Raw genomic sequence first — 26,086 nt, 5'->3', positions numbered from 1 at the left:
GAGTTAATCAATTATGGCTGTTCAGCAGAACAAAAAATCCCGCTCCGCCCGTGACATGCGTCGTTCCCACGATGCTCTCGAGGCAAGCACTCTGTCCGTAGAAAAGACTACTGGTGAAGTTCACCTGCGTCACCACGTATCGCCAGAAGGCGTATACCGTGGCCGTAAAGTGATCGACAAGGGCGCTGACGAGTAATCCTTGTCTGCTCAAGTCATCGCGATTGACGCAATGGGCGGGGACTTCGGTCCCCGCAGCATTGTTCAGGCGAGCATTGCTTGTCTGTCTGCTACGCCCTCGCTGCACCTGACCCTCGTCGGTCAACCCTCCCTTCTTGAAGAATTGATTGCCAGCCATTCAGCTGTGGATCGCGCGCGCCTGACGATTGTGTCGGCGGGCGAAGTCATTGGCATGGATGAAAAACCTTCCCAGGCCCTACGTGGCAAGCCGGACTCCTCGATGCGGGTAGCCCTCGAATTGTTACGCGATGGCAAGGCCCAGGCCTGTGTCAGTGCGGGTAACACCGGGGCGCTGATGGCTTTGTCCCGCTATGTGCTCAAGACGTTGCCAGGCATTGACCGGCCGGCGATGGTTGCGGCTATCCCGACGCAGCGTGGCTATTGCCAGTTGCTGGACCTGGGGGCCAATGTCGATTGCAGTGCCGAACATCTGCTTCAGTTCGCGGTAATGGGTTCGGTGGCGGCAGAGACCTTGGGGGTCGTTCGGCCGAAGGTCGCGCTGCTCAACATCGGCACCGAAGACATCAAGGGTAACCAGCAGGTGAAACTCGCCGCCGCGTTGCTGCAAAGCGCTCGGGGGCTGAACTACATCGGTTTCGTCGAGGGCGATGGCGTGTACCGTGGCGAGGCGGATGTGGTGGTCTGTGATGGTTTTGTCGGGAATATCCTGCTCAAATCCAGCGAGGGCCTGGCGACCATGATTGCCGGGCGCATCGAGGCGTTGTTCAACAAAAACCTGGCTACAAAATTGGTGGGCGCCTTGGCGTTGCCATTGATGAAGCGTTTACAGGCCGACTTGGCGCCCGCCCGGCACAATGGCGCAAGCTTTCTCGGGTTGCAGGGCATTGTGATCAAAAGCCATGGCTCGGCTGGTGTGCTGGGCTTTCAGAGTGCCATTCAGCGCGCATTGATCGAGATCCAGGAAGACCTGCCGCAGCGCCTGCATGGGCGGCTGGAGGGTTTGTTGCTTTAGGCGTTTGCGTTGGACAATGCTTAAATGTGACCGCTCAGTTCAATTGGCCATCCAACTGTCAGTTTCTTGCGTCCCCCGCGTGGGGCGTCAATTATCCGACGACAAGATCATTAGGGGCTTGTTACATGTCTGCTTCTCTCGCATTTGTCTTTCCAGGACAGGGTTCGCAGTCCCTCGGCATGCTGGCCGAGTTGGGCGCGCAACATCCGGTTGTCCTCGACACATTCAAAGAAGCTTCCGCTGCCCTGGGTTACGACCTGTGGGCGCTGACCCAGCAAGGGCCGGAAGAGCAACTCAATCAAACCGATAAAACCCAACCGGCCATTCTGACCGCTTCGATCGCCCTGTGGCGCTTGTGGCTGGCTGAAGGCGGTGCGCGTCCGGCCTATGTTGCCGGTCACAGTTTGGGTGAGTACAGCGCGCTGGTTGCCGCTGGCAGCCTGAGCCTGGGGGATGCGGTCAAGTTGGTCGAGCGTCGTGGCCAGTTGATGCAGGAAGCCGTTCCGGCCGGGCAGGGCGGTATGGCTGCCATTCTCGGTCTGGACGATGCTGATGTGCTGGCAGCCTGCGCCGAAGCGGCCCAGGGTGAGGTGGTTAGCGCCGTTAACTTCAACTCGCCTGGCCAGGTGGTGATTGCCGGGGCCAAGGCTGCTGTGGAGCGCGCCATCGAAGGCTGCAAGGCGCGTGGAGCCAAGCGTGCGCTGCCATTGCCCGTGAGCGTGCCATCGCACTGCGAGCTGATGCGTCCAGCCGCCGAGCGTTTTGCCGAGTCCATTGCGGCGATCGACTGGCAAGTCCCACAGATCCCGTTGGTGCAAAATGTCAGCGCCGCCGTACCGGTTGATCTTGAGGCCCTCAAGCGTGATCTGCTGGAACAACTCTATAAGCCCGTACGCTGGGTTGAGTCTGTCCAGGCACTGGCTGCCAAGGGCGCGACTCAATTGGTTGAGTGCGGTCCGGGCAAGGTCCTGGCGGGCCTGAACAAGCGCTGCGCCGAAGGCGTGTCGACCTCTAACCTCAATACCCCAGATGCCTTCGCTGCCGCCCGTGCAGCGCTGGCCTGAATTAGGAGAAGCTTGCATGAGTCTGCAAGGTAAAGTTGCACTGGTTACCGGTGCCAGCCGTGGTATTGGCCAGGCCATCGCCCTGGAGTTGGGTCGTCAGGGTGCTGTCGTGGTAGGCACTGCAACGTCCGCCTCGGGTGCCGAGCGCATTGCTCAAACCCTGAAAGAGCATGGCATTCAAGGTACAGGCCTTGAGTTGAATGTCACCAGCGACGAGTCCGTCGCCGCTGTGCTGGCGAGCATTCAGGAGCAGTTCGGGGCGCCGGCGATTCTGGTGAATAACGCCGGTATCACCCGCGATAACCTGATGATGCGCATGAAGGACGACGAGTGGCATGACGTCGTCGATACCAACCTGAACAGTCTATTCCGCTTGTCCAAGGGCGTTTTGCGTGGCATGACCAAGGCGCGTTGGGGGCGAATCATCAGTATTGGTTCGGTTGTGGGTGCCATGGGCAACGCAGGCCAAGTAAACTATGCAGCCGCCAAGGCAGGGCTGGAAGGTTTTAGTCGTGCATTGGCACGTGAAGTGGGCTCGCGCTCGATCACGGTCAATTCGGTAGCGCCGGGTTTTATCGATACTGATATGACCCGCGAGTTGCCGCAAGCGCAGCGTGAAGCCTTGCAGGCACAAATTCCGCTGGGCCGTCTGGGGCAGGCTCAAGAGATTGCGTCCGTGGTCGCTTTTCTTGCGTCGGACGGTGCGGCTTACGTTACTGGGGCTACAATCCCGGTGAACGGCGGGATGTACATGAGTTAAATGTGACGGGTCGCTTCAAAAAAATGTCATACGAGCTGTCTAAAATCCGTTATAAAGCTGCAATCTAATTATTGGTGGCGGGTCATCAGGGTTTGAGGAGTGAAGCTTTCAGTTGAAAAACTGAAATGCCTTTCTATACACTTACCCACTGGCCAGCTGCCTGAATTTGTCCATTAGGAGTGAAAACAAGGTATGAGCACCATCGAAGAGCGCGTCAAGAAAATCGTTGTTGAGCAACTGGGCGTTAAAGAAGACGAAGTCACCAACGGTGCTTCCTTCGTTGAAGACCTGGGTGCCGACTCCCTTGACACCGTTGAGCTGGTGATGGCTCTGGAAGAGGAATTCGAGACCGAAATCCCTGACGAAGAAGCTGAGAAGATCACTACTGTACAAGCAGCAATCGACTACGTTACTGCCCACTCGGCGTAATAGTTTGTAATCGTTGTTCGCTGTCATGGAAAAACCGCACTGCCATCATGGCGTGCGGTTTTTTCTTTAGGCCTGATGCAAAGTCGTCATTTGAAAAAAGGAGAGTGCTGTGTCGCGTAGACGCGTCGTAGTCACCGGTATGGGTATGTTGTCGCCACTGGGTACGGATGTGCCGAGCAGTTGGCAGGGCATTCTGGCTGGCCGCAGTGGCATTGGTCTGATCGAACACACCGACCTTTCTGCCTATTCCACCCGTTTTGGCGGCTCGGTAAAGGCCTTCAATGTCGAGGAATACCTGTCGGCCAAGGAAGCTCGCAAGCTTGACCTGTTCATCCAATACGGCTTGGCAGCCGGGTTTCAGGCAATGCGTAATGCTGGCCTGGAAGTGACCGACGCCAACCGTGAGCGGATTGGCGTGGCCATGGGCTCGGGTATTGGTGGACTGACCAATATCGAGGAGACCAGCCGCACCCTGCATGATTCCGGGCCGCGACGGATTTCTCCGTTTTTCGTGCCGGGCTCGATCATCAACATGATTTCCGGATTCCTGTCGATCCACCTGGGGATACAGGGACCCAACTACGCCATCTCGACCGCTTGTACGACAGGCACGCACTGCATTGGCATGGCGGCGCGCAACATTGCCTACGGCGAAGCCGATGTGATGATTGCCGGTGGCGCTGAAATGGCTGCTTGCGGCCTGGGCATGGGCGGTTTCGGGGCTGCGCGTGCGCTGTCCACGCGCAATGACGAGCCAACCCGTGCCAGCCGGCCGTGGGACAAGGGGCGTGATGGTTTTGTGCTGTCTGACGGTGCCGGTGCGTTGGTACTTGAGGAGCTGGAACATGCCAAGGCGCGTGGCGCGACCATCTATGCCGAGCTGATTGGCTTTGGCACCAGTGGTGACGCCTATCACATGACCTCGCCACCGGCTGACGGGGCGGGCGCTGCACGCTGCATCACCAATGCCTTGCGTGATGCGCAGATCAATGGCGATCAAGTGCAGTACGTCAACGCGCACGGCACGTCGACCTCGGCGGGTGACCTGGCTGAAGCGCAGGCGATCAAGACTGTGTTTGGCGATCATGCCTACAAGCTGGCCATCAGCTCCACCAAATCCATGACCGGGCACCTGTTGGGGGCTGCAGGCGCTGTCGAAGCCATCTTCAGCGTGTTGGCCATCAATGGCCAGGTAGCGCCGCCGACCATCAACCTTGATGAGCCGGACGAAGGCTGCGACCTCGATTTTGTGCCGCATACGGCCCGTGACATGGGCATCGATGTCGTGTTGTCCAACTCGTTCGGCTTTGGCGGTACCAACGGTTCGCTGGTGTTCCGCCGGTTCGTCGGCTGATGGACAGTTGGGTCGACGGTCAGTCAGATGACGCGCTGTCGCTGAAGGACCGTGGCCTGGCCTACGGCGATGGTCTGTTCGAGACCATCGCGGTGAAAGACGGGCGACCCTTGCTGCTGGAGCGGCATTTGCAGCGTCTGGCGTTGGGTTGCTCGCGCCTGGCGATGGTTGCCGACCCTGCGCTGATTCGTGCCGAGGTCCTGGCTTACGCGGCGGCGTTGGGGGCTGGGGTACTGAAGTTGATCCTCACCCGTGGCGATAGTCTGCGCGGTTATGCTGCCGACCCCGCCGCCACGGTGCGGCGGATCCTGCAAGGCAGCCCTGCGCCGAGCTATCCGCCCGCCTATGGGCAGACAGGCATTCGCCTGTTTCCCTGCGCCACACGCCTTTCGAGCCAGCCATTGCTCGCCGGCCTCAAGCATTTGAATCGCCTGGAGCAAGTCCTCGCGCGTGCCGAATGGCAAGGTGTCGATTACGCAGAAGGCTTGATGCTCGACCTGGAAGGTCGAGTGATCGAAGGGGTGTTCAGCAATGTATTCGTGGTGCGTAATGGCGTGCTGGCTACGGCTGACCTGAGTCGCTGTGGTGTCGCGGGTGTGATGCGTGCCGAATTGTTGTTTCAAGCCAGTTCTCTGGGGATTTCCACTGAAATCACCGACATCAACCTCGATCAGTTGCAGGCGGCTGATGAGGTCTTCGTTTGTAATAGCGTGTACGGCGTCTGGCCGGTATGCGCTTATGCTGCGCTGAGCTGGCCGGTTGGGCCGCTCACCCGTAAACTGCAAGGCATTGCCCGCTCCCTACTGGATGCTTGATTCGTGAGACGTAAACTCTTGCTGCTGCTGGAAACCGGATTGGTTCTGGCGGGGCTGCTGCTGGGCGCTTCGGCCTGGAAGATCAACTCGGCGCTGGAGCAGCCGCTCAATATTACTCAGGAAGAGTTTCTGGATGTGCCCAATGGTGCAACACCGTCCGGGACGTTCAATCGCCTGGAAGCTGACGGTGTGCTCGACGATGCCTTCTGGCTGCGTCTGTACTGGCGCTTCAATCTTGCCTCGCAACCCCTGCATAGCGGTGAGTACCGCATGCTGCCGGGCATGACGGCGCAAGGGCTGATCGGCCTGTGGCAGCGCGGTGAAGTGGTTCAGTACAGCCTGACATTGGTTGAAGGCTGGAACTTCCGGCAGGTCCGCGCCGCGTTGGCTAAAAATGACAAGCTTGAGCAAACCCTGGCCGGCTTGAGCGACAGTGAGGTCATGGAAAAGCTCGGCCATCCTGGCGTGTTCCCAGAGGGGCGATTCTTTCCCGACACCTATCGTTTCGTTCGTGGGATGAGCGATGCCGACTTGCTGGAAAAGGCCTACGACCGCCTGGACGACGTACTGGCCAAGGAGTGGAGCAAGCGCTCTCCTGATGCGCCCTATACCGATCCTTATCAGGCGCTGATCATGGCCTCGCTGGTGGAGAAGGAAACCGGCGTGCCCCAGGAGCGCGGGCAGATCGCCGGGGTGTTTGTGCGGCGCTTGCGGGTCGGCATGTTGCTGCAGACCGATCCGACCGTGATCTACGGCATGGGCGAACGCTACACCGGCAAGTTGACCCGCTCGGCCCTGAAAGAGCCAACACCCTACAACACCTATGTGATTTCCGGTCTTCCGCCGACGCCGATTGCAATGGTTGGCCGCGAAGCGATCAATGCCGCGCTGAACCCGGTGCCGGGCAGCAGTTTGTATTTCGTGGCCCGCGGGGATGGCAGCCATGTGTTTTCCGATGACCTGGATGCCCACAACAGCGCGGTGCGCGAGTATCAGCTCAAGCGTCGGGCGGACTACCGCTCAAGCCCTGCGCCGGCCAACAGTGCTGCAGCGCCAGATGCTCCCGTCTCTGTGCCGCCGGATGGCGCTCCCGGCGCTGAAGAATCGCAAAGCCCGCAATGACTCTCTGACTAAGGACTGCCTGTGACTGGCTTGTTTATTACCCTGGAAGGCCCTGAAGGCGCTGGCAAGAGCACCAATCGCGAATACCTGGCAGAGCGTTTGCGCGCCGCGGGTGTCGAGGTGGTGTTGACGCGCGAGCCGGGCGGCACGCCGTTGGCCGAACGCATCCGTGATGTGCTGTTGGCGCCGGTCGACGAAGTGATGAACCCGGATACCGAGCTGTTGCTGGTATTCGCCGCACGTGCCCAGCACTTGGCTGAAGTGATTCGCCCGGCGCTGGCGCGAGGGGCTGTAGTCTTGTGTGATCGCTTTACCGATTCGACTTACGCCTATCAGGGCGGCGGACGTGGATTGTCCCTGGAACGTATTGCGACACTGGAAGCCTTTGTCCAGGGCGACTTGCGCCCAGACCTGACGCTGGTCTTCGACCTGCCGATTGAAATCGGCATGGCGCGGGCCAGCGCCCGGGGGCGGCTGGATCGGTTCGAGCTTGAAGGTCGAGTGTTCTTCGATGCGGTGCGCAGTGCCTTTCTCAAGCGTGCCGAAGCCGATCCGGCGCGTTATCTCTTGGTGGATGCGTCGCAGTCGCTGGACCGTGTTCAGCAAGCGCTGGATGCATTGATGCCGCAGTTGCTGGAGCGTCACCGTGGCTGAGGCCTATCCATGGCAGGACGGCCTTTGGCAGCACCTGGCGGGCCGCCCCCAACACGCCCATGCCTATTTGCTCCACGGCCCCGCGGGCATTGGCAAGCGCGCCCTGGCGGAGCGCCTGATGGCGCGATTGCTGTGCCAGCGCCCCGAAGGCCTGGAGGCGTGCGGGCAGTGCAAGTCCTGCCTGCTGCTCAAGGCCGGCAGTCATCCGGATAACTACATCCTGGAGCCGGAAGAGGCAGACAAGGCGATCAAGGTCGATCAGGTACGAGACCTGGTCAGCTTCGTGGTGCAGACCGCGCAGATGGGCGGGCGCAAGGTGGTGTTGATCGAGCCGGTCGAGGCCATGAACGTCAACGCGGCCAACGCGCTGCTCAAGAGTCTTGAAGAGCCTTCCGGCGATACCGTGCTGTTGCTGGTCAGTCACCAGACCAGCCGCCTGTTGCCAACGATCAAGAGTCGCTGCGTGCAGCAAGCGTGCCCGCTGCCGAGCGAGGCGATGAGCCTTGAATGGCTGGCCAGGGCCTTGCCGGATTGCAGCGAGGACGAACGTGTCGAACTGTTGACCCTGGCGGCTGGCTCGCCCCTGGCGGCGGTTGCTTTGCAGGCCCAGGGCGTGCGCGAGCAGCGGGCGCTGGTGGTCGAAGGGGTGAAGAAACTGCTCAAGCAACAGCAGTCGCCCACACAATTGGCCGAGGGGTGGAATGCGATTCCACTGCTGCTGCTGTTCGACTGGTTCTGCGATTGGTCGAGCCTGATCCTGCGCTATCAATTGACCCAGGATGAGGCCGGATTGGGGTTGGCTGACATGCGCAAGGTGGTGCAATACCTGGCGCAAAAGTCCTCCCAGGACAAGGTGCTGAACATTCAGGACTGGATCCTGGCTCAGCGGCAGAAGGTGCTGAGCAAGGCTAACCTTAATCGGGTGTTGCTGCTTGAGGCGCTCCTGGTGCAATGGGCCGGGTTGCCCGCCCAGCGGTGAGTCCCCGTCGCCGCGCATTTCCAACGTGGTGCGGCCCTGAGGCCGGCCACTTCCTTTATCCGACGCAGTTGCAGCCCCTATGCTCGTAGATTCCCATTGTCACCTTGACCGTCTCGACCTCACCGCCCATGAGGGCTCCCTGGATGCTGCACTTGAGGCGGCCCGCCAACGTGGGGTGGGGCATTTCCTGTGTATTGGCGTCAGTGTCGACAACGCTGCCGATGTTAAGGCGCTTGCCGAGCGCTATGACGATGTCGATTGTTCGGTAGGCGTTCACCCGCTTGATGTGCAGCCGGGGGCTGCGCCGGCGCTGGACTGGTTGCTGCATGAGCTTGCGCATCCACGGGTGGTGGCCATCGGCGAAACCGGCCTGGACTACCATTACGAGCCGGAGGCCGCCGAGTTGCAGCGGGCGTCCTTCCGCCTGCACCTGCAGGCCGCTCAGCAGACGGGCAAGCCGGTGATCGTCCACACCCGCGGCGCTCGTGCCGATACCCTGGCGTTGTTGCGCGAGGCCGCGTTGCCCCAGGCGGGTGTGCTGCATTGCTTTACCGAAGACTGGGACATGGCCAAGGCGGCGCTGGACCTGGGGTTCTACATTTCACTGTCGGGGATCGTGACGTTTCGCAATGCCGACGCCCTGCGTGATGTCGCCAGCAAGGTACCGGTCGACCGCCTGCTGGTAGAAACCGACTCGCCGTACCTGGCGCCGATCCCTTATCGCGGCAAACCCAACCTGCCGCAGTACGTGCGTGAAGTGGCAGAGTTCCTGGCGATGCTGCGCGGGGAGTCCTACGAGCGATTTGCCGAGCAGACCACCGAGAACTTCAAGCGATTGTTCCCGCTGGCCCGCGTCAAGTCGGCTTGATCGGCTAAATCGCAGGCAAAAAAAACCCGGGTTCTGGGGGGTGAATCCGGGTTAAGACCATTAGGAGTAAACAAAGGTACGCGGTCCGTTGGTACCTATATCGGCGCGACACTTGGGGGAGATGTCGCGCCGACAGTTCAAGTATTGATCAGTATTGCGCCGAGTCCAGTTTGCTCCCCGCGTTTCTTAAACATATTTGGAATACCGACGCTTCGCTTGAGTTCTCATGGCTTGGCGATTGACGCGACGATGGCGATAGTTTCGGTGATCACGCGCTTTTCTGTATAGAAATGTGGTGAAAAACGCACACCTGGCCCGCGGGGGATACAGACGACCTGCTGGGCCATGAGGGTGGTCCACAGGGCCTGATTATCGATGCCGTCGATACTGAAGGAGATAATCCCCCCGCGACGGGCCGGATTGAGCGGGCTGTGCAGTTTGACGCCGGCAATCGCCCCCAACCCTTCCTGTAGCCACTGCACGCGCTCGGCAATCAGTGCCGCAACAGTGTCCATGCCGACCTCTTCCAGTAACGACAGGCTTGCCTCCAGCGCCATCGCGCCGAGCATGTTCGGGCTGCCACACTCAAAGCGCCTTGCGCTTTTGGCTGGCTCCCAGGTACTTCGGTTGTAATCCCCCATGTGTTCGAGCATGTGCCAGCCGAATTCGTGGAGCTTGAGTCGCTCGCGCAGTTCGCTGCGCACGTAGAACACGCCCAGGCCTTCCGGGCCGAGCATCCACTTGTGGCCGTCGGCCATGGCGAAGTCGCACTGATAGCGCTGCACGTCGAAGGGCTGGGCGCCGAGTTGTTGGATGGCGTCGATGCAAAACAGCACGTTCAGTTGCTTGCACCCGGCACCCAGGCGTTGCAGGTCCAGGCGCACGCCGCTGGCAAACTGCACCGCACTCACTGACATCAGTCGAGTGCGCGGCCCACACGCCGCCAGCAGGGAGCCTTCCGGGTCATCACCCTTGAGGCTGGCCTGGACCACTTCCACGCCTTGTGAGGCCAGGGCTTCCCAGACAATGCGGTTTGAAGGGAACTCCTCATCGCTGATGACGATCTGGTCACCGCTTTGCCAAGGCAGTCCGAAGGCGACAAACGACAGCGCCTCGGAAGTATTTTTGACCAGTGCCACATCATCCGTCGATGGTGCGTTTAGCAGTCGTGCCAGGCGTTCGCGTAGGCGTTGCTCAAGGCTCATCCAGTCTGGATAGTCGCGCGCACCCAGTAAAACGTTCTCCTGGGCGAAGCGCGTCACGGCGGCGGCGGCTCGATTTGGCCAGGGAGAAACCGCCGCGTGATTCAAATAGCGCAGGTCGGGAGCTTGTGCAAATTCATCAAGAAACGTAGTCATGGTCGGATGATCCGTGCAATTTGGTGCAAGTTAGGCATAATACGCGGCTTCGAATTTTGACCCCTACAGACCTTTTCTTATGCACAAAGAACCTCGTAAGGTCCGTGAGTTTCGTCGCCGCGAGCAAGAAATTCTCGACACCGCGCTCAAGCTGTTCCTCGAACAAGGTGAAGACAGTGTCACCGTCGAGATGATCGCTGATGCCGTGGGTATCGGCAAAGGCACCATCTACAAGCATTTCAAATCCAAGGCCGAGATCTATCTGCGCCTGATGCTCGATTACGAGCGTGACTTGAACGAGTTGCTGCACTCTGCGGATGTCGACAAGGATAAGGAAGCCCTGTCCCGGGCCTACTTTGAGTTTCGCATGCGTGACCCGCAACGCTACCGCTTGTTCGATCGCCTGGAAGAGAAGGTGGTCAAGGGTAACCAGGTGCCGGAGATGGTCGAAGAGCTGCATAAGATTCGTGCTTCCAACTTCGAACGCCTGACCTTGTTGATCAAGGGGCGTATCAGTGAAGGCAAGCTGGAAGATGTGCCGCCGTACTTTCACTACTGTGCAGCCTGGGCACTCGTGCACGGCGCCGTCGCGCTGTATCACTCGCCGTTCTGGAGCAACGTGCTGGAAGACCAGGAAGGTTTCTTCCAGTTCCTGATGGATATCGGCGTGCGCATGGGCAACAAGCGCAAGCGCGATCCCGATACATCCGGCAACTGATCCATTCAATGAGCTGATGGCGCCATATTTTCCCTGTATGGCGCAGTGTCCCCAGAACTATACTCAGGCTTAGGACTTGCCAAAACCTGATTTGTGAGTCAAGTTTTGGTGCTTCCGAATCTATCTCCGCCGGAGTGATCCATGATTGTCGATCGACAAGGCAGGCGTTTCCGCAACTTGCGGGTCAGCCTGACGTCCGCGTGCAACTATGCCTGTACTTACTGCGTGCCCAACGGCAAGCGGCTGGTGGCTGCGCAGGATGAGTTGTCGGCCGACGCCATGGCGCGTGGCGTGGCCTACCTGATCGAGGCGGCCGGCATCGAACGGCTGCGCATTACCGGTGGCGAACCCCTGGTAAGCCCCAAGCTGGAAACCTTCATGAAGGCGGTCGGGCAGATGGGGTTGGCGGACATCAGCCTGACGACCAACGGCCAATTGCTGGCGAAGAAGCTGCCGCTGTTGGTGGAGGCGGGCATCCGGCGGATCAATGTTTCCCTCGACACCCTCGACGCCTCGGCTTTTCGTGGTATCGCCCGAGGCGGCGATCTGGCGACGGTGCTCGATGGCATGGAGCAGGCGCGTAGTGCCGGGTTGAAGATCAAGGTCAATATGGTGCCGTTGCGTGGGCAGAACCTCGATCAGGTGATGCCTTTGCTCGATTACTGCCTGGCGCGTGGGTATGAGCTGCGTTTCATTGAGTTGATGCGCATGGGCCACCTGGCCAGTGACTCAAATGCTTTCCTGCAGCAGTTTGTCAGCCTTCAGCAGTTGCTTGGCCTGATCGGCGAGCGCTATGCGTACCTGCAAGCCAGCGCGCCTGTGGACGCCACGGCCGTGCGCTATGAAATCCCTGACAAAGGCTTTTTCGGGGTGATTGCCAACGAAAGCGTGCCGTTCTGCCGGACCTGCTCGCGCTTGCGGCTGTCGTCCACGGGGTGGCTGCATGGCTGCCTGTCGTCAAGTAATCGCCACTATGTCGGCGACTTGCTGGACAAGCCCCGCCACGAGGCGCTGCCGGCGCTCCAGCGTCTGCTGGTGAAGGCGCTGGGGGACAAGCAGGAAGTCGCGTTTTCAGGGGGCGCGACGGTGATGAAAATCATCGGTGGCTAAACCGAACGCTCGCGTAGAAAGCCCCCTTTCAAATTCGATACGTTCACTGTCGTCAGGACTGGCGCGGAAGCTGCATCCTGCGCTCATTCGCCGGTTTTCCGTCACCGGCTTCTGGGAGAGTAGGATGCGTAGCCTGGTTTTGCTGCTGGCCGTTATGGCGCTTGGCGGCTGCATGAGTGTCAGCGATATGGGCGAAGGTGTTCGCTATCAGATGAGCGACGCGGGCTTTCTTGATCATAGTGACAGCCGTCGCGTGAACAACCTGCGCATTCAGCCAGACTCATTCATCTATATCGCTCAGGGTGCGTTTGCCCCGCCTGGCGATGCGTACCCGCGCCCGAACGTAGTCGCCGAGGAAGCCTTCAAGGGTTTTGTCGAGTACTTTCCGATGGTTCGCCGGGCCCGTGCTCCCGAGGGGCTCGATGCCGCGATGGCCGAGGCCCGTGCTACCGGCGCCCACTACCTGCTCTATACGCGCTTTGCCAAGGCCGACGACCGTATCGGCAACTCGGACGAGTGGTTGGACCAAGAGGCTGTTGACCGCCTGGGCGTCGACACCGGGGTGATTCAAATCATGTTGATCGAGACCAGTACCCAGTATTTGATTGATACTGCACGTATCAAGAGTCGTGGCGGTTTACTGACGTTCCACGACAATAAGCCAGAAGATCTGATTGGCCCGCCCCTGCAGCAATACGCTCGCAGCCTGCTGGGCCTGAGTGATCAGTAGTTCAACGGGAGAGCAACATGAGTGGGCCGCAAAAAGCTAACGATCTGCTGGGGCAAATCCCCAAGTCCAAAGGCTTGCCGCCGGTCCATCTGTGGAACCCGGATTTTTGCGGTGATATCGACATGCGCATCGCACGCGACGGCACCTGGTACTACCTGGGCACGCCGATCGGGCGCAAGCCGATGGTCAAGCTGTTCTCGACGATCATGCGCCGCGACGGCGATGATTACTTCCTGATTACCCCGGTGGAGAAAGTGGGGATCAAGGTCGACGACGCGCCGTTTGTGGCGGTGACCCTGGAGGTTGAGGGGGAGGGCGAGGCGCAACGGCTGCGTTTTACCACCAACGTCGAGGAGACCACCGAGGCCGGTCCCGAGCATCCGATGCGGGTGGTGATTGATCCGCTGACCCAAGAGCCGTCGCCCTACGTGCATGTGCGCACTAACCTGGAAGCGCTGATTCACCGCAATGTGTTTTATCAGTTGGTCGAGCTGGCCGTGACCCGTGAGATCGACGGCCAGCGCTGGCTCGGCGTGTGGAGTGGTGGCGAATTTTTCCGTATCGGGCTTGAACCTTGATGGGTCCAGGCCTACGCCTCTTGCAGTACCTTGGTCGCGCTCATCCAGCGCCATAGCAGGCGCCCTACGGTGATCGACCAGTTCAATAGCGCCACTGCCAATACCACCAGCAACAATGTTGGCAGCCCTTGGTCGACGATGATCTTGCCCGCCAGCAGCGGGAAGCCAAATACCCCGACGAAGTAACCCAGGCTGAACAACAGCAGGGCCTGCGAGGTGTTGCCTGGCGGTGCTTCATTCGCGGCCAGGCCGTTGATCACCGAATAGGTCAGCCCGTAGCCGACGCCTAGCACCACGGCCGCCATTAAGTAGGTGAATGAATCGTCGACGACATACCGAAACATCAGGATCGACACCACGATCAGCCCCGACAACAGGCATGACGTCCAGTAGGGATCGCGCTTGACCACAAAACTGGCGATCAACAGGCGGCTGGTAATCGCCGCGCTCATGAAACCGAGAAAGAACAGTGAATAGTCCAGGGAGCGGGATGCCGCATAGCTGGTCTGAAAACTCGAAAGCCCGCCAAACACACATCCGGCCAGGCCCACCATCACGATGGGGAATAGCGCCCGGGAGGACATCACCCGGATTGCGGCCGCCCAGGAAATGCGCGAGACAGCTGCCGAGCCCAGTTGATTGGGGCGTTGCTTGAGTTCGATGCCCAGGCGCCAGAACAGCACCGCGCCGATCAGGCTGGCAGCGGCGGCTAGGTAAAACGCGCTGGTCACGGGATAGTCCAGGGCGCTGGCGGCACGTCCCAGCAAGGGGCCGGACCCGATGCCGGTCATCATGCTGCCTGACAGCAGCGCGAAATATTTGGCCCGTTGTGCCGGTGCGACCAGCATCGCCACGATGATCGGCCCCAGCGTATAAAACACACCCCAGCCCAGGCCCAGCGTCAGGCCGAAGAACAGCAGGGCGTTGCCAAAGCCGGGTGTCAGGGCAAACCCCAGGCTGGCCAGTACCAGCAAGGCGCCGAACACCGCAATCGAGCGTGCGGCGCCCAGCAGGTCCGATAAGTGCCCAGACAAGATGACGGCGGCGAAGGTGCTGAGCATCGCTGCTGAAATCACGCTGCCGGCATCATGCTCATTGCCGCCGCGCGAGCTGATCAGCAGCGAGAGCAAAAAGGTCGAGCCGTAGGACAGCGACAGCAGATAGCTGGCGAGGCAGAACAAGCCGAACAGTTTTCCGGAAACCGCGGTGTCCGGGGTGTTGCGATTGGGCATGGAGTTATCCCTTGGCCGGTCGGTGTCATAAGGGACTAGTGTCCTGTCTTGGAAATACGTTACCTTTTTGACGAGCATCTGTTGCTGCCAGGCAAGGCGCCGCGAAGAGTCATAGCAGGGCTATGGCGAGGAGTGGCAACGCAGCATGGCGGCGACAGGTGCCGTCAAAAGGGAACAGCTTATTTCCGAGACAGGACACTAGATACCACAGGCTGATGGCTTGAATGTTCTGCGGTTGCCGGCTCCAGGGTTAGCAGATGGCGGAGTAACGGGTTTCTCGGACAAAGTTTTGTCATGACCTGTGACGCGTGCTGAGCGCCGACATAGTATGTGTTTTTAATCATTCTCAAGGGACGCCCATGTCGATCGAGATCCGTCCGGCCATACCCAGCGATGCGCCACAAATCCTTGCATTTATCACCGAGCTTGCCGACTACGAGCGTGCCCGGCACGAAGTCATCGCCAGTGTCGCTGATATCGAACGCAGCCTGTTCAGCGAAGGCGCTACTGCCCATGGCTTGATTTGCCTGCGGGATGGTTTGCCCATTGGCTTCGCGGTGTTTTTTTTCAGCTATTCGACTTGGCTGGGTAGCAACTGTCTGTACCTGGAAGATCTATACATCACTCCGCCGCAGCGCGGTGGTGGGGCTGGCAAGCAACTGTTGCGTCATCTGGCCAAGATCGCCTGCGCCAACGACTGTGGCCGGTTCGAGTGGAGTGTGCTGGACTGGAACAAGCCGGCGATCGAGTTCTACGAGTCCCTGGGGGCACAGCCTCAAGAAGAGTGGGTGCGCTATCGCATGGATGGGGCGGTGTTGCGTGAGTTTGCCGAGGGTTGACTCACCGAATGGCTGATCGATGGGCAACAAAAAAGGCTCCCGCTTGGGAGCCTTCTTCGTTATGGCGTTCGGCTTACATGTTCGGGTAAGTCGGGCCGCCAGAACCTTCTGGTGTTACCCAGGTGATGTTCTGCGAAGGGTCCTTGATGTCGCAGGTCTTGCAGTGCACGCAGTTCTGGGCGTTGATCTGGAAGCGTTTTTCGCCGTCTTCCTTGGTCACCACTTCATATACGCCGGCCGGGCAGTAGCGCTGGGCAGGCTCATCGTAGAGTGGCAGGTTCTTGCTGATCGGGATGCTCGCGTCAGCCAGCTTCAGGTGGCACGGTTGTTCTTCTTCATGGTTGGTGCCAGAGATGAATACCGAGCTGAGTTTGTCGAAGCTGAGCTTGCCGTCTGGTTTCGGGTAGTCGATCTTCTTGCAGTCGGCGGCCAGCTTGAGACAGGCATAGTCCGGCTTGGTGTCGTGCAGGGTGAAGGGCAGTTTGCCGCCGAAGATGTTCTGGTCGAGCCAGTTGAAACCGCCGCCGATGATTGCGCCGTATTTGTGGATCGCCGGACCGAAGTTGCGGCTGGCGAACAGTTCTTCGTAGAGCCAGCTGGACTTGAATGCGTCCACGTAGCTGGTCAGTTCGTCCGCGCCTTCGGAGCCCGCGAACAGGGCATCGGCTACCGAGTCAGCGGCCAGCATGCCGGACTTCATGGCGGTGTGGCTGCCTTTGATCTTGGCGAAGTTCAGGGTGCCCAGGTCGCAACCGATCAGTGCGCCGCCCTTGAATACCATCTTCGGCAGTGAGTTCAAGCCGCCTTTGCAGATGGCGCGCGCGCCGTAGCTGATGCGCTTGCCGCCTTCCAGGTACTGTTTGAGCACGGGATGGTGCTTGAGGCGTTGGAACTCGTCGAATGGCGACAGGTAAGTGTTGCTGTAGGACAGGTCCACGATCAGGCCGACCACCACTTGGTTGTTTTCCAGGTGATAGAGGAACGAGCCGCCGGTGTTTTCGGTGCCCATGATGTCCAGCGGCCAACCGGCGGTGTGCACCACCAGGCCTGGTTGATGCTTGGCTGGATCGATTTCCCAGATTTCCTTCAGGCCGATGCCGTAGTGCTGGGCGTCGGCTTCGCTGTCCAGGTTGAAGCGCTTGATCAGTTGCTTGCCGATGTGGCCGCGGCAACCTTCGGCGAACAGCGTGTACTTGCCGCGCAACTCCATGCCTGGGGTGTAGAGGCCTTCTTTCGGATGACCTTCACGGTCGACACCCAGGTCGCCGGTGATGATCCCGCGAACCACGCCATTTTCGTCGAACAGGGCTTCTTGAGCGGCGAAACCTGGGTAGATTTCCACACCCAGGTTCTCGGCTTGCTGGGCCAGCCAGCGGCACAGGTTGCCCAGGGAGATAATGTAGTTGCCTTCGTTGTGCATGGTCTTGGGCACAAAGAGGTCGGGAACCTTGATAGCACCCTCGGCGTTCTTGAGGACGAAGATGTCATCGCGCGTGACAGGTGTGTTCAGCGGCGCGCCGAGTTCTTTCCAGTCAGGGAACAGTTCGTTCAGGGCGCGAGGTTCGAACACCGCGCCGGACAGGATGTGAGCGCCGACTTCGGAGCCTTTTTCGACCACGCAGACGCTAATTTCCTTACCCGCTTCGGCGGCCTTCTGCTTCAATCGGCAGGCGGCGGAAAGACCAGCGGGGCCGGCACCGACGATGACCACGTCGAATTCCATGTATTCGCGTTCCACAGGCTATCTCCTACTCAAGGCTCAACAGTTTTTTTTCTAATTGGAGGTTTGATGTCGCATCGATCAATTGCTCCGGAATGCCGGGCAGGGGACAATCGATAGCAACCTTCTCTCTCTGGGTGGCGCATTATATCTACACCACTCTCAGCGTCCAATACAAACGTTTGTTTGAATTTGCTCTGGGCCAGATAAATCAAAGACGCGCGGCTCATAACTCACCCTTTTGCTGTATTGACCGGAATAGGTGTTCCGGTCAAGATACGGGCGGTTTTGCGCTCGCCGTAGGCTGACTGTTGGCTTCAAGAGCACCTCTAAAAACAGGGCGAAGGCAGTACAAGGTGACGCGCAGCGATGGTTCGGTGCGAAGTTTACATGCCGCGAAAACGAATGACTGGCCAGTCACCACTGATGAACGGTCGTTAACTTCGTGAGCAGGGTCACCCATTCACATGCCGGCGTTTTTAGAGGTGCCCTTGCGCCGTTGAGCATCAACCGCCAGGTTCGCCTAGGCGACTTTCTTTTCACCGGAGAGTAACGAGGAATCCATGAAGGTTCTTGTAGCTGTCAAACGAGTGGTCGACTATAACGTCAAGGTTCGCGTCAAAGCGGACAACTCCGGCGTCGATCTCGCTAACGTCAAGATGTCGATGAACCCTTTCTGCGAAATCGCAGTGGAAGAAGCCGTACGCCTGAAAGAGAAAGGTGTTGCGACTGAAATCGTCGTCGTTTCCATCGGTCCGTCCACCGCTCAAGAGCAACTGCGCACTGCGCTGGCTCTGGGTGCCGATCGCGCCATCCTCGTCGAATCCGCCGAAGACCTGACATCCCTGGCGGTTGCCAAGTTGTTGAAAGCGGTCGTTGATAAGGAACAGCCTTCGCTGGTGATCCTTGGCAAGCAGGCCATCGACAGCGACAACAACCAGACTGGCCAGATGCTCGCGGCATTGAGCGGCTACGGTCAGGGCACTTTCGCCTCGAAAGTAGAAGTGGCTGGCGACACGGTTGCCGTGACCCGCGAAATCGACGGCGGCGCGCAGACGGTTTCCCTGAAGCTGCCGGCCATCGTCACCACCGACCTGCGTTTGAACGAGCCGCGTTATGCGTCCCTGCCAAACATCATGAAAGCCAAGAAGAAGCCGCTTGAAGTGCTGACTCCTGACGCTTTGGGCGTTTCCACCGCCTCCACCAACAAGACCCTGAAAGTCGAAGCGCCTGCGGCACGCAGCGCGGGTATCAAGGTCAAGTCGGTGGCTGAACTGGTCGAGAAACTGAAAAACGAAGCGAAGGTAATCTAATCATGACTATCTTGGTAATCGCTGAACACGACAACAAAGCAGTGGCTCCGGCCACGCTGAACACCGTGGCCGCGGCCGTGAAAATCGGTGGCGACGTTCACGTACTGGTTGCAGGTGTGGGCGTTGGTGCCGTGGCTGAAGCCGCTGCGAAAATCGCTGGCGTGGCCAAAGTGCTGGTAGCCGACAACGCTGCCTACGCTCACCAACTGCCAGAAAACGTTGCTCCACTGGTCGCTGAGCTGGGCAAGAGCTACAGCCACATCCTGGCTGCCGCGACGTCCAACGGCAAAAACATCCTGCCGCGCGTTGCCGCAGCACTGGACGTTGACCAGATCTCCGAGATCATTTCGGTCGAAAGCGCTGACACCTTCAAGCGCCCGATCTACGCCGGTAACGCCATTGCGACCGTTCAGTCGAACGCCGCTGTGAAAGTAATCACCGTGCGTGCCACCGGTTTTGACCCGGTTGCTGCAGACGGTGGTTCGGCTGCCGTTGAAGCGGTCTCGGCTGCTCACGATGCAGGTCTGTCCAGCTTCGTAGGTGAAGAACTGGCCAAGTCCGATCGTCCGGAACTGACCGCTGCCAAGATCGTCGTTTCCGGCGGCCGTGGCATGCAGAACGGCGACAACTTCAAGCACCTGTACGAACTGGCCGACAAGCTGGGCGCTGCCGTTGGTGCTTCGCGCGCTGCGGTCGACGCAGGTTTCGTACCCAACGACATGCAGGTCGGTCAGACCGGCAAGATCGTTGCACCACAGCTGTACATTGCCGTCGGTATCTCCGGCGCGATCCAGCACTTGGCCGGTATGAAAGACTCCAAAGTGATCGTTGCGATCAACAAGGACGAAGAAGCGCCGATCTTCCAGGTGGCCGATTATGGCCTGGTAGCCGATCTGTTCGAAGCTGTTCCTGAGCTGACGAAGCTGGTCTAATCCAGCGGCGTCACTTATAAAGAGCCCGGCCTTTTGGCCGGGTTTTTTTTCGTGTGCGATTTGAAACGGGAGAGCGAAGCCATGGATTTGCGTCGATTGAGCGGCGTGCCGCTGCTTCTTGGGCTATCGATGTTGCCGGTGCTGGCCCTGGCGGCTGGCAAGTGCGATCGCGTGATCGTCACCGGCAGCCCGGACGCGCCGCCTTATCTGTGGCAGGACCCACAGGATCCCGCGCACCTGATCGGGGCCAACGCTGACCTGTTGACGCATGTGGCGGGGGAGTTGGGGCTCAAGGTCGAGTTGTTGTACGCCGGTAAGCGCGCCCAGGCGCTGGAAGAGGTACGCAGTGGGCGCATGGATATGCTGGCTGACACGTCGCTGACGAACAACCAACTGGAGTCACTGGACTATATCCATCCGCCGCTCGAAGAGAACAACTATCTGGTTTGGACCCGCAACGACTCGGCTCTGGCCTACAGCGAAGCCGCAGACTTGATCGGGCATTTGGGAGCCGTGTCGGAAAAGGCGCGCCTGACCCAGGCCTTCGAGAGCGTCGTGCGTAAGCAATTGACGCTGGTGAGCACCGCCAACCTGACTTTGGCCTTTCAGAAGTTGGTCCTGGGGGAAGTAGAGTACGTACTGGCTCCACAGTATGCCGGTATGGCGATGACCCAGACACTGAGCATCGCCAGCGATGTGCAGGCGAGTGCACAACCCATCGATAAACCGGGGTTGTTCCTGGCTATTTCCCACAACTCGGCCTGCAACGATCCATGGTTGCGCGGACAGTTGGCCAAAAAGATGACAGAATTGCCCGCGTCCGGTCTGGCGGAGGCTGTGTTGCAGCGCAATCTGGAGCGTTGGAAAGCACAATTGAAGCACCCCGTCAGCACCCCAAATCAGTAGGGATTTTTAGTGACTATTCGACCTATTTTCGCTGCCCTGGCCGTTATGGCTCTGGCGGGTTGTGCAGCCGATCCGGCGCCGAATGAACAAATGCGCTTGACCGGGCAGGCCCTGGAGCAGGCCGCTGCTGTTGGCGCAACCACCGAAGAGGTGCCGGAACTGAAGCTGGCTGAAGACAAATACACACGGGCCCAGGCCGATATGGCCGATCAGTCGTACAAAAATGCACGCATGCGCGCCGAGCAGGCCGAACTGGATGCTCGTCTGGCGGAAGCCAAGGTGCTGACCTTCAAGAGCCAGGAGCAGTTGAACATGCTCAACGCTCGAATTGCGCGCCTGCGCAAGCAGTTGGGGGATGCACAATGAACCTCAAGCTTGTGACATTGGGCAGCGTGCTCCTGGTGGGCTTGTACGGCTGTGCGGGGCAGCGCAGTGAAGTGGCCCTGCAACAAGCCAGCGTCGACTTCCAGAAGGTCAAGGAAGACTCGAATGTCTTGCGCATTGCGCCCAAGGACGTGATCCGCGCCGGCGAGTCCCTGGCGCGGGCCGATCGCTTGTCTACCTACTGGGGCAGCGGTGCCGACGTGCGGCAATACGCCTACCTGAGCCAGCGCTACAGTGAGATTGCCCGTCAGCATACCGAGAAAGCGTTGAATGAAGAACGTGCGGCCAAGTTGGAGTTGGAGCGCCAGCGCCTGCAGCTGGCTCTGCGCGAAGCCAAGCTGTTGAGCGTGCAGCAGCAGGGTAAATGGCTGGAAGAGCAAATCATCAGCCTTGCCACCACCCAGACCGACCGTGGACTGGTGATGACGCTGGGTGACGTGTTGTTCGATACCGGCGAGGCAGAGCTCAAAAGCTCCGCGAATCGTACCGTGCTGAAAATTGTCCAGTTCCTGCAGCTCAACCCCAAGCGCGTGGTGCGGATCGAGGGCTACACCGACAGTACCGGCGGCAAGCAAGACAATCATCAGTTGTCCCGTGATCGCGCCCAAGCAGTGGCAGACATGCTGATTGATTTGGGGATCGACGAAAAGCGTATTCAGGTTGAAGGCTACGGTGATGAGTACCCGGTAGAAGCCAATGCCTCCGAACGGGGGCGCGCGCAGAATCGCCGGGTTGAAATTGTGTTCTCCGACGAAACAGGCCAGCTCGGCGCTGCCCGCTAAGGTCAGCGTTACTGGAAAACCCGGTGCCTCAGCGGTACCGGGTTTTTTTATGTCTGCGATGTACCCGGAAAAACAGTACAGTTTTTGCTGACACTGCCCTGTACGGTCGACTATTGTGGCAACTGTCCCCGTACACTTCTAAACTGTTCCGGTATTGTTTCACACAACAATAAAATGCCCGTGAAATCGAGTGCAGCGTCATGACCAATCTTCTGCTCTATCAACGTATTGCTCAGCAGTTGGCTGAGGATATCCGGCGTGGTGTCTATCAGCCTGGCGAGCGTGTGCCGTCCGTGCGCAAGATGAGCTCGCAACTCAATGTCAGCCATGCAACGGTGCTTCAGGCGTATGCCAATCTCGAAGACCAGGGGCTGATTCGTGCGCGTCCGCAGTCGGGCTACTACGTGCATCAGACCCCCGCGCTGACCGCGCCGACGCCGGATATTGCGCGCGTCGAACGCCCAGGGCTGGTCACTCGGGCCAGCATCATCCAGCAGGTATTGGTTGAAGCTCGCCGCGAAGGGGTATTCCCGCTCGGCGCGGCGGTTCCCAGTGTCGATTACTTGCCCGTGCGGGCGTTGCACCAGCAGTTGGCCAAGGTCACCCGTTTTCACAGCCCACGGGCGTTCAGCTACATGTTCAGCCCGGGCTTCGAGCCGCTGCGTCGCCAAGTCGCGATCCGCATGCGCGATGCTGGCGTCGTGGTCGATCCCTCGGAAGTCGTCATCACTCACGGCTGCGTCGATGCCCTGCAGATGTCCTTGCGGGTATTGACCCGTCCAGGCGACCTGATCGCGGCCGAGTCACCGACCTACTACGGATTGCTGCAGTTGGCGGACTTGCTGGGCTTGAAGGTCATCGAGATTCCCAGTGATCCGTCCACCGGCATGAGCCTGGAAGCCCTGCAACTGGCGGCCAATCAATGGTCGATCAAGGCATTGGTACTGACGACACGCCTGAGCAATCCATTGGGCGGCACCATGCCCGAGGACCGGCAGAAGCAGTTGTTGCGCCTGGCGTCGGATTTCGACATTCAGATCGTGGAAGATGATATCTACGGTGAACTGATGTTCGAGCAAGGTCGCACCAAGTCCTTGAAGGCTTACGACCGGTTGGACCGGGTGATCTACTGTTCAAGCTTTTCCAAGACCCTGTCCCCTGGTGTGCGGGTTGGCTGGATGATTGCCGGCAAGTATCAGCAGGAGATTCAGCGCTTGCAGACGTTCACGACCCATTCGGCGTGCAGCGTGACCCAGATGGGCATTGCGGCTTATCTGGAGAACGGTGGCTACGATCGGCACTTGCGTTACATCCGGCAGGAGTACCGCAAGAACCTCAGCGCGTTCCAGTTGGCGGTGCAACAGTACTTCCCGGAGGGCACCCAGATGACCCGGCCGACGGGTGGTTTTATTCTGTGGGTCAGCCTGCCGGGGCGGGTCAATACCCAAGAACTGCATGTCCGGGCGTTGCAGCAGGGGATCAGTATTGCGCCAGGACTGATCTTCAGTAACACCGAACAGTTCAACCACTGCATTCGTTTGAATTGTGGCACGCCCTGGAATCGGGAAGCGGAGCGCGCCCTGATGACGCTGGGCATGCTCGCGACTCAACTCTGCCAGGAAACCGCCAGCGGTTTGTAATGCCTTGACGGCATAGATTGTCATGCGTGCTTGTCAGCGACCTTGCAACAAGCGAGCATATGGCCCTATGCCGTTAATGCTGTAGGGTTATGAAAGCTACTTTTCCTGTTGGTCTGGTGTTGGTCTGCCTGCTGAATGTCTTTAGCCTGGAGCGCGCGATGGCGTTTTCGACTCCGGAAAAAACGCCGGTCCACGCGTCGAGCAAGAGCGAAAAGCCGCTCAAACCGGTGCAAAAGCGTCGGCCGATTGCTGCCAAGTCCAAGTCCGCCAGCGAGATCGTCAGGACCACCAAGTTGCCGTCGGCAAAGGTGGATTTGAGCCTGCCTCCAGAAATGGTCAAGCAGCTACAGCCCATTGGTACGGTGCCGTTGGTTAAGCGCGAGCCTTTACTGCCGCCTTTCTTTGGCGAGCGGCCCAAGGAAGACAGCAACTTTCAGCTCAACGGCAGATTGATCTCCAACGAAATGCAGCTACAGCTGCGCAACGAAGAGCGCCGCGAAGTCGATGGTGCGGCACTGGAATTCGAGTTCAAGCAGTAAGTTCGATGCGATCTGTCACCCGATGACCTGACGCTTCGTCGCAAGACTGCCCAGTCACGGGCGTTTGCGTGAAAAACTGCGCGGTGGCCAATTTAAAACGTCTGTTTTAGCGGGTACTCTAGCCCCCGTCATTCAATACATTACCCGTCACAAGGAGCCTGTCGTCATGAACTGCCGTGAAGGCTGTGGCGCTTGTTGCATTGCCCCCTCCATCAGCACCCCGATTCCCGGCATGCCCAACGGCAAGCCTGCGGGAGAACGATGCGTGCAACTGTCGGTCGATAACCTATGCGCGATCTTCGGCCAGCCCGAACGGCCAGCGGTGTGCAGTTCGTTCCAGGCCGATATCGAAGTCTGCGGTGCCAATCGCGAAGAAGCGATCAAGTTGATCGGCTGGTGGGAGCAAATGACCGCGGCGTAGTGTGTTCAACGTACGGAACTTCAACAACAAGGAACAAGACTATGGGTTCGCTGCATCGTATCGCTGTGTTGTGTGGTTTGACGGTGGTTCTGGCTACATCGGCCGCCCAGGCCGAAGAGTGGAAGGTCGCCAAGAACGAAGACGGCATCAAGATTTCCTTGAGTGAAGTGCCAGGCTCGAACTACAAGGCTTACCAGGGTGTTGCCTTGATGAAGACCTCCATGGCCAAGCTGCGCGCATTGCAGGAAGACGTGGCGGGCGCCTGTGCCTGGATTCACGAGTGCAAGGTGCAGAAACTGCTCAAAAAGGACGGTGATCAAAGCTGGACCTACACCCAGTTCAATACGCCGTGGCCGGTCACTGCGCGTGACTCGGTGCTGCACATCACCACCACCGAGGGTGCAGACGGCAGCCTGACCCGCACGCTGGAAGGGGTGCCAACCTACGTTCCCGAAGAAAAAGGCTTCGTGCGCGTCACTCAGGTGCAAGGCTTCTGGAAACTCGTGCCCAAGGGTGATCAGGTCGAAGTGACCTATCAGGTGCACACCGAACCAGGTGGCAGCGTGCCGGCGATGGTTGCCAACAAGTTCGTGGTCGATGCGCCGTTCCAGACGCTCAAGGCCCTGAAAGAACGTGCCGAGAAATAATCGCGGTTGATGCAGAACGAGGCTGCCTGCGGGTGGCCTTTTTCATGCTCGCTCACCCGGCCCGGGGGGAACGATTTCCCGCCCCCCAAGGTCGAGATGATGTAAGCCCATTGGTGGGTTTTGCGAGGAGGTACCGATGCCAAAGTGGGGAATCACCTTTGTAGACGAGCATGGTGTGCAAACTGTCGAGTACGTCGACTGCGAGCAAAAACCTGACCTGGAAAAAGCGGCCCAACTGATCCGCGCCAAACTCCTCCCGGTCCCGGCAGAGCTGGATCTCAACGATCTGGAAGGGCGCACCAACGACCCCACTCTCAAAAGTCTCAAGGACCAGAACAGCATTCAAATCCTCGGCATTCACGCGATTTCATGACCTGCTCCCATCCAGACCTTGGCAGCCGTCGCGACTTGGGGCTACTCTGCAATCGAGATCAGCGAATGGATCGCTAAGGTCTGGTCTTGTCAGCTACATGCTTGTTTCCCGACGACAATCTGCTTTGTCGTATCGCACGCACCGTTCGGTTGCGCACGTTGGGAGTACGGAAAGTCTATCCATCGGTTTTAGGAGGACGTTTCATGAGCACAGCCTATCAAGAAGACATCAGCACCAGCGTGTTGCGCCGCATGAAAGAAGGCGGCTTTGATTTTTCCCGATTCCATCCCATCGAGTTCTACGCCATTTTCCCGGACGAGGAGCGGGCACGCAGGGCGGCAGGGCAGTTTCGCGGTGAGTCCTTGAACGCACAGGTCAGCGTGCGCGATGACGGCGCCTGGCACCTGGAGTTGAGCAAGGTGATGTACGCCACCTATGGCGGCATTGGCGACTTTGAGCTGGACTTCGAAGCCGTGGTCGAGCCATTGGGCGGCATTATCGAAGGATGGGGCGTCAAGCAGGAGGTACGAGGGCGACTCGCATAACACTATGAACAGCGACAACACTCAGCGACGGCTGACCCTAGGGTCGGCCGTTTTCATTGCTGTC

30 protein-coding genes are annotated in these 26,086 nt (G+C 59.1%); 27 read left to right on the top strand and 3 right to left on the bottom strand.

Annotated features, from left to right (window positions below; genetic code table 11):
• The first annotated feature begins 13 nt into the window (after positions 1-13).
• From rpmF to BMW74_RS08440, 11 genes are all read left to right on the top strand, one after another.
• Positions 14-196 carry a 50S ribosomal protein L32 gene (gene rpmF / locus BMW74_RS08490; RefSeq protein WP_003179396.1) on the top strand — a complete coding sequence of 61 codons (183 nt, stop codon included), beginning with the start codon at positions 14-16 and terminating at the stop codon, positions 194-196.
• Between the two features lie 3 nt (positions 197-199).
• Positions 200-1,210, top strand: coding sequence for a phosphate acyltransferase PlsX (gene plsX / locus BMW74_RS08485; RefSeq protein ID WP_093416634.1), 1,011 nt, complete (start codon positions 200-202; stop codon positions 1,208-1,210).
• 125 nt (positions 1,211-1,335) lie between these two features.
• A complete protein-coding gene (fabD, locus tag BMW74_RS08480) occupies positions 1,336-2,274 on the top strand; it encodes an ACP S-malonyltransferase (protein WP_093416630.1) in 939 nt (312 codons plus the stop codon).
• A gap of 16 nt (positions 2,275-2,290) precedes the next feature.
• Positions 2,291-3,034 carry a 3-oxoacyl-ACP reductase FabG gene (gene fabG, locus BMW74_RS08475; protein WP_093416627.1) on the top strand — a complete coding sequence of 248 codons (744 nt, stop codon included), beginning with the start codon at positions 2,291-2,293 and terminating at the stop codon, positions 3,032-3,034.
• Positions 3,035-3,226: 192 nt separating this feature from the next.
• On the top strand, positions 3,227-3,463 hold the full coding sequence (gene acpP / locus BMW74_RS08470) for an acyl carrier protein (protein ID WP_093416622.1): 237 nt from the start codon (positions 3,227-3,229) through the stop codon (positions 3,461-3,463).
• A gap of 109 nt (positions 3,464-3,572) precedes the next feature.
• A complete protein-coding gene (fabF, locus tag BMW74_RS08465; RefSeq protein WP_093416617.1) occupies positions 3,573-4,817 on the top strand; it encodes a beta-ketoacyl-ACP synthase II in 1,245 nt (414 codons plus the stop codon).
• The gene (pabC, locus tag BMW74_RS08460; protein WP_093416613.1) at positions 4,817-5,632 is read left to right on the top strand and encodes an aminodeoxychorismate lyase; all 816 of its coding nucleotides are present in this window, start codon (positions 4,817-4,819) and stop codon (positions 5,630-5,632) included. Before fabF ends, pabC begins: the two co-directional genes overlap by 1 nt.
• A gap of 3 nt (positions 5,633-5,635) precedes the next feature.
• Positions 5,636-6,754, top strand: coding sequence for an endolytic transglycosylase MltG (gene mltG, locus BMW74_RS08455; RefSeq protein WP_256562548.1), 1,119 nt, complete (start codon positions 5,636-5,638; stop codon positions 6,752-6,754).
• 21 nt (positions 6,755-6,775) lie between these two features.
• Positions 6,776-7,408, top strand: a complete 633-nt coding sequence (tmk, locus tag BMW74_RS08450) for a dTMP kinase (RefSeq protein WP_093416608.1) — start codon at positions 6,776-6,778, stop codon at positions 7,406-7,408.
• Positions 7,401-8,387: a DNA polymerase III subunit delta' gene (locus BMW74_RS08445; RefSeq protein WP_093416603.1), complete on the top strand. Its 987-nt coding sequence runs from the start codon at positions 7,401-7,403 to the stop codon at positions 8,385-8,387. The genes tmk and BMW74_RS08445 overlap by 8 nt, the downstream gene beginning before the upstream one ends.
• 79 nt (positions 8,388-8,466) lie before the next feature.
• Complete coding sequence (locus tag BMW74_RS08440) at positions 8,467-9,255, top strand: TatD family hydrolase (RefSeq protein WP_093416597.1); 789 nt, start codon at positions 8,467-8,469, stop codon at positions 9,253-9,255.
• A gap of 224 nt (positions 9,256-9,479) precedes the next feature.
• On the opposite strand, the gene BMW74_RS08435 is transcribed toward BMW74_RS08440, so the two are convergent.
• The gene (locus BMW74_RS08435; protein WP_093416592.1) at positions 9,480-10,613 is read right to left on the bottom strand and encodes an aminotransferase class V-fold PLP-dependent enzyme; all 1,134 of its coding nucleotides are present in this window, start codon (positions 10,611-10,613) and stop codon (positions 9,480-9,482) included.
• Between the two features lie 79 nt (positions 10,614-10,692).
• Here BMW74_RS08435 and BMW74_RS08430 point away from each other — a divergent pair, with 79 nt between their 5' ends.
• From BMW74_RS08430 to BMW74_RS08415, 4 genes are all read left to right on the top strand, one after another.
• On the top strand, positions 10,693-11,331 hold the full coding sequence (locus BMW74_RS08430) for a TetR/AcrR family transcriptional regulator (RefSeq protein WP_093416587.1): 639 nt from the start codon (positions 10,693-10,695) through the stop codon (positions 11,329-11,331).
• A gap of 141 nt (positions 11,332-11,472) precedes the next feature.
• Entirely contained in the window at positions 11,473-12,441 is a 969-nt protein-coding gene (locus BMW74_RS08425; RefSeq protein ID WP_093416583.1) for a GTP 3',8-cyclase MoaA, read from the top strand.
• Positions 12,442-12,565: 124 nt separating this feature from the next.
• Positions 12,566-13,171, top strand: a complete 606-nt coding sequence (locus BMW74_RS08420) for a DUF4823 domain-containing protein (protein WP_093416579.1) — start codon at positions 12,566-12,568, stop codon at positions 13,169-13,171.
• 17 nt (positions 13,172-13,188) lie between these two features.
• On the top strand, positions 13,189-13,749 hold the full coding sequence (locus tag BMW74_RS08415; protein WP_093416575.1) for a DUF1285 domain-containing protein: 561 nt from the start codon (positions 13,189-13,191) through the stop codon (positions 13,747-13,749).
• Between the two features lie 11 nt (positions 13,750-13,760).
• Here the strand turns inward: BMW74_RS08415 and BMW74_RS08410 are convergent, their stop codons facing one another.
• Positions 13,761-14,981: an MFS transporter gene (locus tag BMW74_RS08410; RefSeq protein ID WP_093416571.1), complete on the bottom strand. Its 1,221-nt coding sequence runs from the start codon at positions 14,979-14,981 to the stop codon at positions 13,761-13,763.
• A gap of 359 nt (positions 14,982-15,340) precedes the next feature.
• On the opposite strand from BMW74_RS08410, the gene BMW74_RS08405 reads away from it, so the two are divergent.
• Positions 15,341-15,820: a GNAT family N-acetyltransferase gene (locus tag BMW74_RS08405; protein ID WP_093416567.1), complete on the top strand. Its 480-nt coding sequence runs from the start codon at positions 15,341-15,343 to the stop codon at positions 15,818-15,820.
• 73 nt (positions 15,821-15,893) lie between these two features.
• Here BMW74_RS08405 and BMW74_RS08400 read toward each other — a convergent pair whose 3' ends face one another.
• Positions 15,894-17,558, bottom strand: a complete 1,665-nt coding sequence (locus BMW74_RS08400; protein WP_093416563.1) for an electron transfer flavoprotein-ubiquinone oxidoreductase — start codon at positions 17,556-17,558, stop codon at positions 15,894-15,896.
• Between the two features lie 545 nt (positions 17,559-18,103).
• On the opposite strand from BMW74_RS08400, the gene BMW74_RS08395 reads away from it, so the two are divergent.
• From BMW74_RS08395 to BMW74_RS08345, 11 genes are all read left to right on the top strand, one after another.
• A complete protein-coding gene (locus tag BMW74_RS08395; protein WP_093416558.1) occupies positions 18,104-18,853 on the top strand; it encodes an electron transfer flavoprotein subunit beta/FixA family protein in 750 nt (249 codons plus the stop codon).
• Between the two features lie 2 nt (positions 18,854-18,855).
• Positions 18,856-19,785, top strand: a complete 930-nt coding sequence (locus BMW74_RS08390) for an electron transfer flavoprotein subunit alpha/FixB family protein (RefSeq protein ID WP_093416555.1) — start codon at positions 18,856-18,858, stop codon at positions 19,783-19,785.
• Positions 19,786-19,866: 81 nt separating this feature from the next.
• On the top strand, positions 19,867-20,691 hold the full coding sequence (locus tag BMW74_RS08385; protein ID WP_093417371.1) for a substrate-binding periplasmic protein: 825 nt from the start codon (positions 19,867-19,869) through the stop codon (positions 20,689-20,691).
• 9 nt (positions 20,692-20,700) lie between these two features.
• Positions 20,701-21,057 (top strand): DUF4398 domain-containing protein, encoded by a 357-nt coding sequence (locus BMW74_RS08380; protein WP_093416551.1) that lies wholly within the window; start codon positions 20,701-20,703, stop codon positions 21,055-21,057.
• Positions 21,054-21,857: an OmpA family protein gene (locus BMW74_RS08375; protein WP_093416546.1), complete on the top strand. Its 804-nt coding sequence runs from the start codon at positions 21,054-21,056 to the stop codon at positions 21,855-21,857. Before BMW74_RS08380 ends, BMW74_RS08375 begins: the two co-directional genes overlap by 4 nt.
• 200 nt (positions 21,858-22,057) lie before the next feature.
• Positions 22,058-23,497, top strand: a complete 1,440-nt coding sequence (locus BMW74_RS08370; protein ID WP_093416541.1) for an aminotransferase-like domain-containing protein — start codon at positions 22,058-22,060, stop codon at positions 23,495-23,497.
• Positions 23,498-23,586: 89 nt separating this feature from the next.
• On the top strand, positions 23,587-24,036 hold the full coding sequence (locus tag BMW74_RS08365) for a translation initiation factor 2 (RefSeq protein ID WP_093416535.1): 450 nt from the start codon (positions 23,587-23,589) through the stop codon (positions 24,034-24,036).
• A 166-nt stretch (positions 24,037-24,202) separates the two neighbouring features.
• Complete coding sequence (locus BMW74_RS08360) at positions 24,203-24,457, top strand: YkgJ family cysteine cluster protein (RefSeq protein ID WP_093416530.1); 255 nt, start codon at positions 24,203-24,205, stop codon at positions 24,455-24,457.
• A 41-nt stretch (positions 24,458-24,498) separates the two neighbouring features.
• Complete coding sequence (locus BMW74_RS08355; RefSeq protein ID WP_093416525.1) at positions 24,499-25,104, top strand: START domain-containing protein; 606 nt, start codon at positions 24,499-24,501, stop codon at positions 25,102-25,104.
• Between the two features lie 136 nt (positions 25,105-25,240).
• Positions 25,241-25,477 carry a hypothetical protein gene (locus BMW74_RS08350; RefSeq protein ID WP_093416520.1) on the top strand — a complete coding sequence of 79 codons (237 nt, stop codon included), beginning with the start codon at positions 25,241-25,243 and terminating at the stop codon, positions 25,475-25,477.
• Positions 25,478-25,680: 203 nt separating this feature from the next.
• The gene (locus BMW74_RS08345) at positions 25,681-26,022 is read left to right on the top strand and encodes a ribonuclease E inhibitor RraB (protein ID WP_093416516.1); all 342 of its coding nucleotides are present in this window, start codon (positions 25,681-25,683) and stop codon (positions 26,020-26,022) included.
• Positions 26,023-26,086 lie beyond the last annotated feature (64 nt).

Origin of the sequence: Pseudomonas sp. ok272 (genome assembly GCF_900109995.1) — a bacterium.
Classification (GTDB): domain Bacteria; phylum Pseudomonadota; class Gammaproteobacteria; order Pseudomonadales; family Pseudomonadaceae; genus Aquipseudomonas.
Note: the sequence above shows the minus strand (reverse complement) of the source record. Positions and strands in the feature narration are given on the sequence as shown.

Excerpts from the sequence above, each read along its gene's own strand:
- BMW74_RS08385 (WP_093417371.1), top strand. The coding sequence starts at position 19,867 with ATGGATTTGCGTCGATTGAGCGGCGTGCCGCTGCTTCTTGGGCTATCG.
- rpmF (WP_003179396.1), top strand. The coding sequence starts at position 14 with ATGGCTGTTCAGCAGAACAAAAAATCCCGCTCCGCCCGTGACATGCGT.
- fabD (WP_093416630.1), top strand. The coding sequence starts at position 1,336 with ATGTCTGCTTCTCTCGCATTTGTCTTTCCAGGACAGGGTTCGCAGTCC.
- BMW74_RS08365 (WP_093416535.1), top strand. The coding sequence starts at position 23,587 with ATGAAAGCTACTTTTCCTGTTGGTCTGGTGTTGGTCTGCCTGCTGAAT.
- acpP (WP_093416622.1), top strand. The coding sequence starts at position 3,227 with ATGAGCACCATCGAAGAGCGCGTCAAGAAAATCGTTGTTGAGCAACTG.
- BMW74_RS08355 (WP_093416525.1), top strand. The coding sequence starts at position 24,499 with ATGGGTTCGCTGCATCGTATCGCTGTGTTGTGTGGTTTGACGGTGGTT.
- BMW74_RS08440 (WP_093416597.1), top strand. The coding sequence starts at position 8,467 with ATGCTCGTAGATTCCCATTGTCACCTTGACCGTCTCGACCTCACCGCC.
- BMW74_RS08415 (WP_093416575.1), top strand. The coding sequence starts at position 13,189 with ATGAGTGGGCCGCAAAAAGCTAACGATCTGCTGGGGCAAATCCCCAAG.
- BMW74_RS08435 (WP_093416592.1), bottom strand. The coding sequence starts at position 10,613 with ATGACTACGTTTCTTGATGAATTTGCACAAGCTCCCGACCTGCGCTAT.
- BMW74_RS08425 (WP_093416583.1), top strand. The coding sequence starts at position 11,473 with ATGATTGTCGATCGACAAGGCAGGCGTTTCCGCAACTTGCGGGTCAGC.
- BMW74_RS08370 (WP_093416541.1), top strand. The coding sequence starts at position 22,058 with ATGACCAATCTTCTGCTCTATCAACGTATTGCTCAGCAGTTGGCTGAG.
- BMW74_RS08350 (WP_093416520.1), top strand. The coding sequence starts at position 25,241 with ATGCCAAAGTGGGGAATCACCTTTGTAGACGAGCATGGTGTGCAAACT.
- fabG (WP_093416627.1), top strand. The coding sequence starts at position 2,291 with ATGAGTCTGCAAGGTAAAGTTGCACTGGTTACCGGTGCCAGCCGTGGT.
- BMW74_RS08430 (WP_093416587.1), top strand. The coding sequence starts at position 10,693 with ATGCACAAAGAACCTCGTAAGGTCCGTGAGTTTCGTCGCCGCGAGCAA.
- BMW74_RS08390 (WP_093416555.1), top strand. The coding sequence starts at position 18,856 with ATGACTATCTTGGTAATCGCTGAACACGACAACAAAGCAGTGGCTCCG.
- BMW74_RS08420 (WP_093416579.1), top strand. The coding sequence starts at position 12,566 with ATGCGTAGCCTGGTTTTGCTGCTGGCCGTTATGGCGCTTGGCGGCTGC.
- BMW74_RS08375 (WP_093416546.1), top strand. The coding sequence starts at position 21,054 with ATGAACCTCAAGCTTGTGACATTGGGCAGCGTGCTCCTGGTGGGCTTG.
- pabC (WP_093416613.1), top strand. The coding sequence starts at position 4,817 with ATGGACAGTTGGGTCGACGGTCAGTCAGATGACGCGCTGTCGCTGAAG.
- BMW74_RS08405 (WP_093416567.1), top strand. The coding sequence starts at position 15,341 with ATGTCGATCGAGATCCGTCCGGCCATACCCAGCGATGCGCCACAAATC.
- BMW74_RS08410 (WP_093416571.1), bottom strand. The coding sequence starts at position 14,981 with ATGCCCAATCGCAACACCCCGGACACCGCGGTTTCCGGAAAACTGTTC.
- BMW74_RS08360 (WP_093416530.1), top strand. The coding sequence starts at position 24,203 with ATGAACTGCCGTGAAGGCTGTGGCGCTTGTTGCATTGCCCCCTCCATC.
- BMW74_RS08345 (WP_093416516.1), top strand. The coding sequence starts at position 25,681 with ATGAGCACAGCCTATCAAGAAGACATCAGCACCAGCGTGTTGCGCCGC.
- BMW74_RS08395 (WP_093416558.1), top strand. The coding sequence starts at position 18,104 with ATGAAGGTTCTTGTAGCTGTCAAACGAGTGGTCGACTATAACGTCAAG.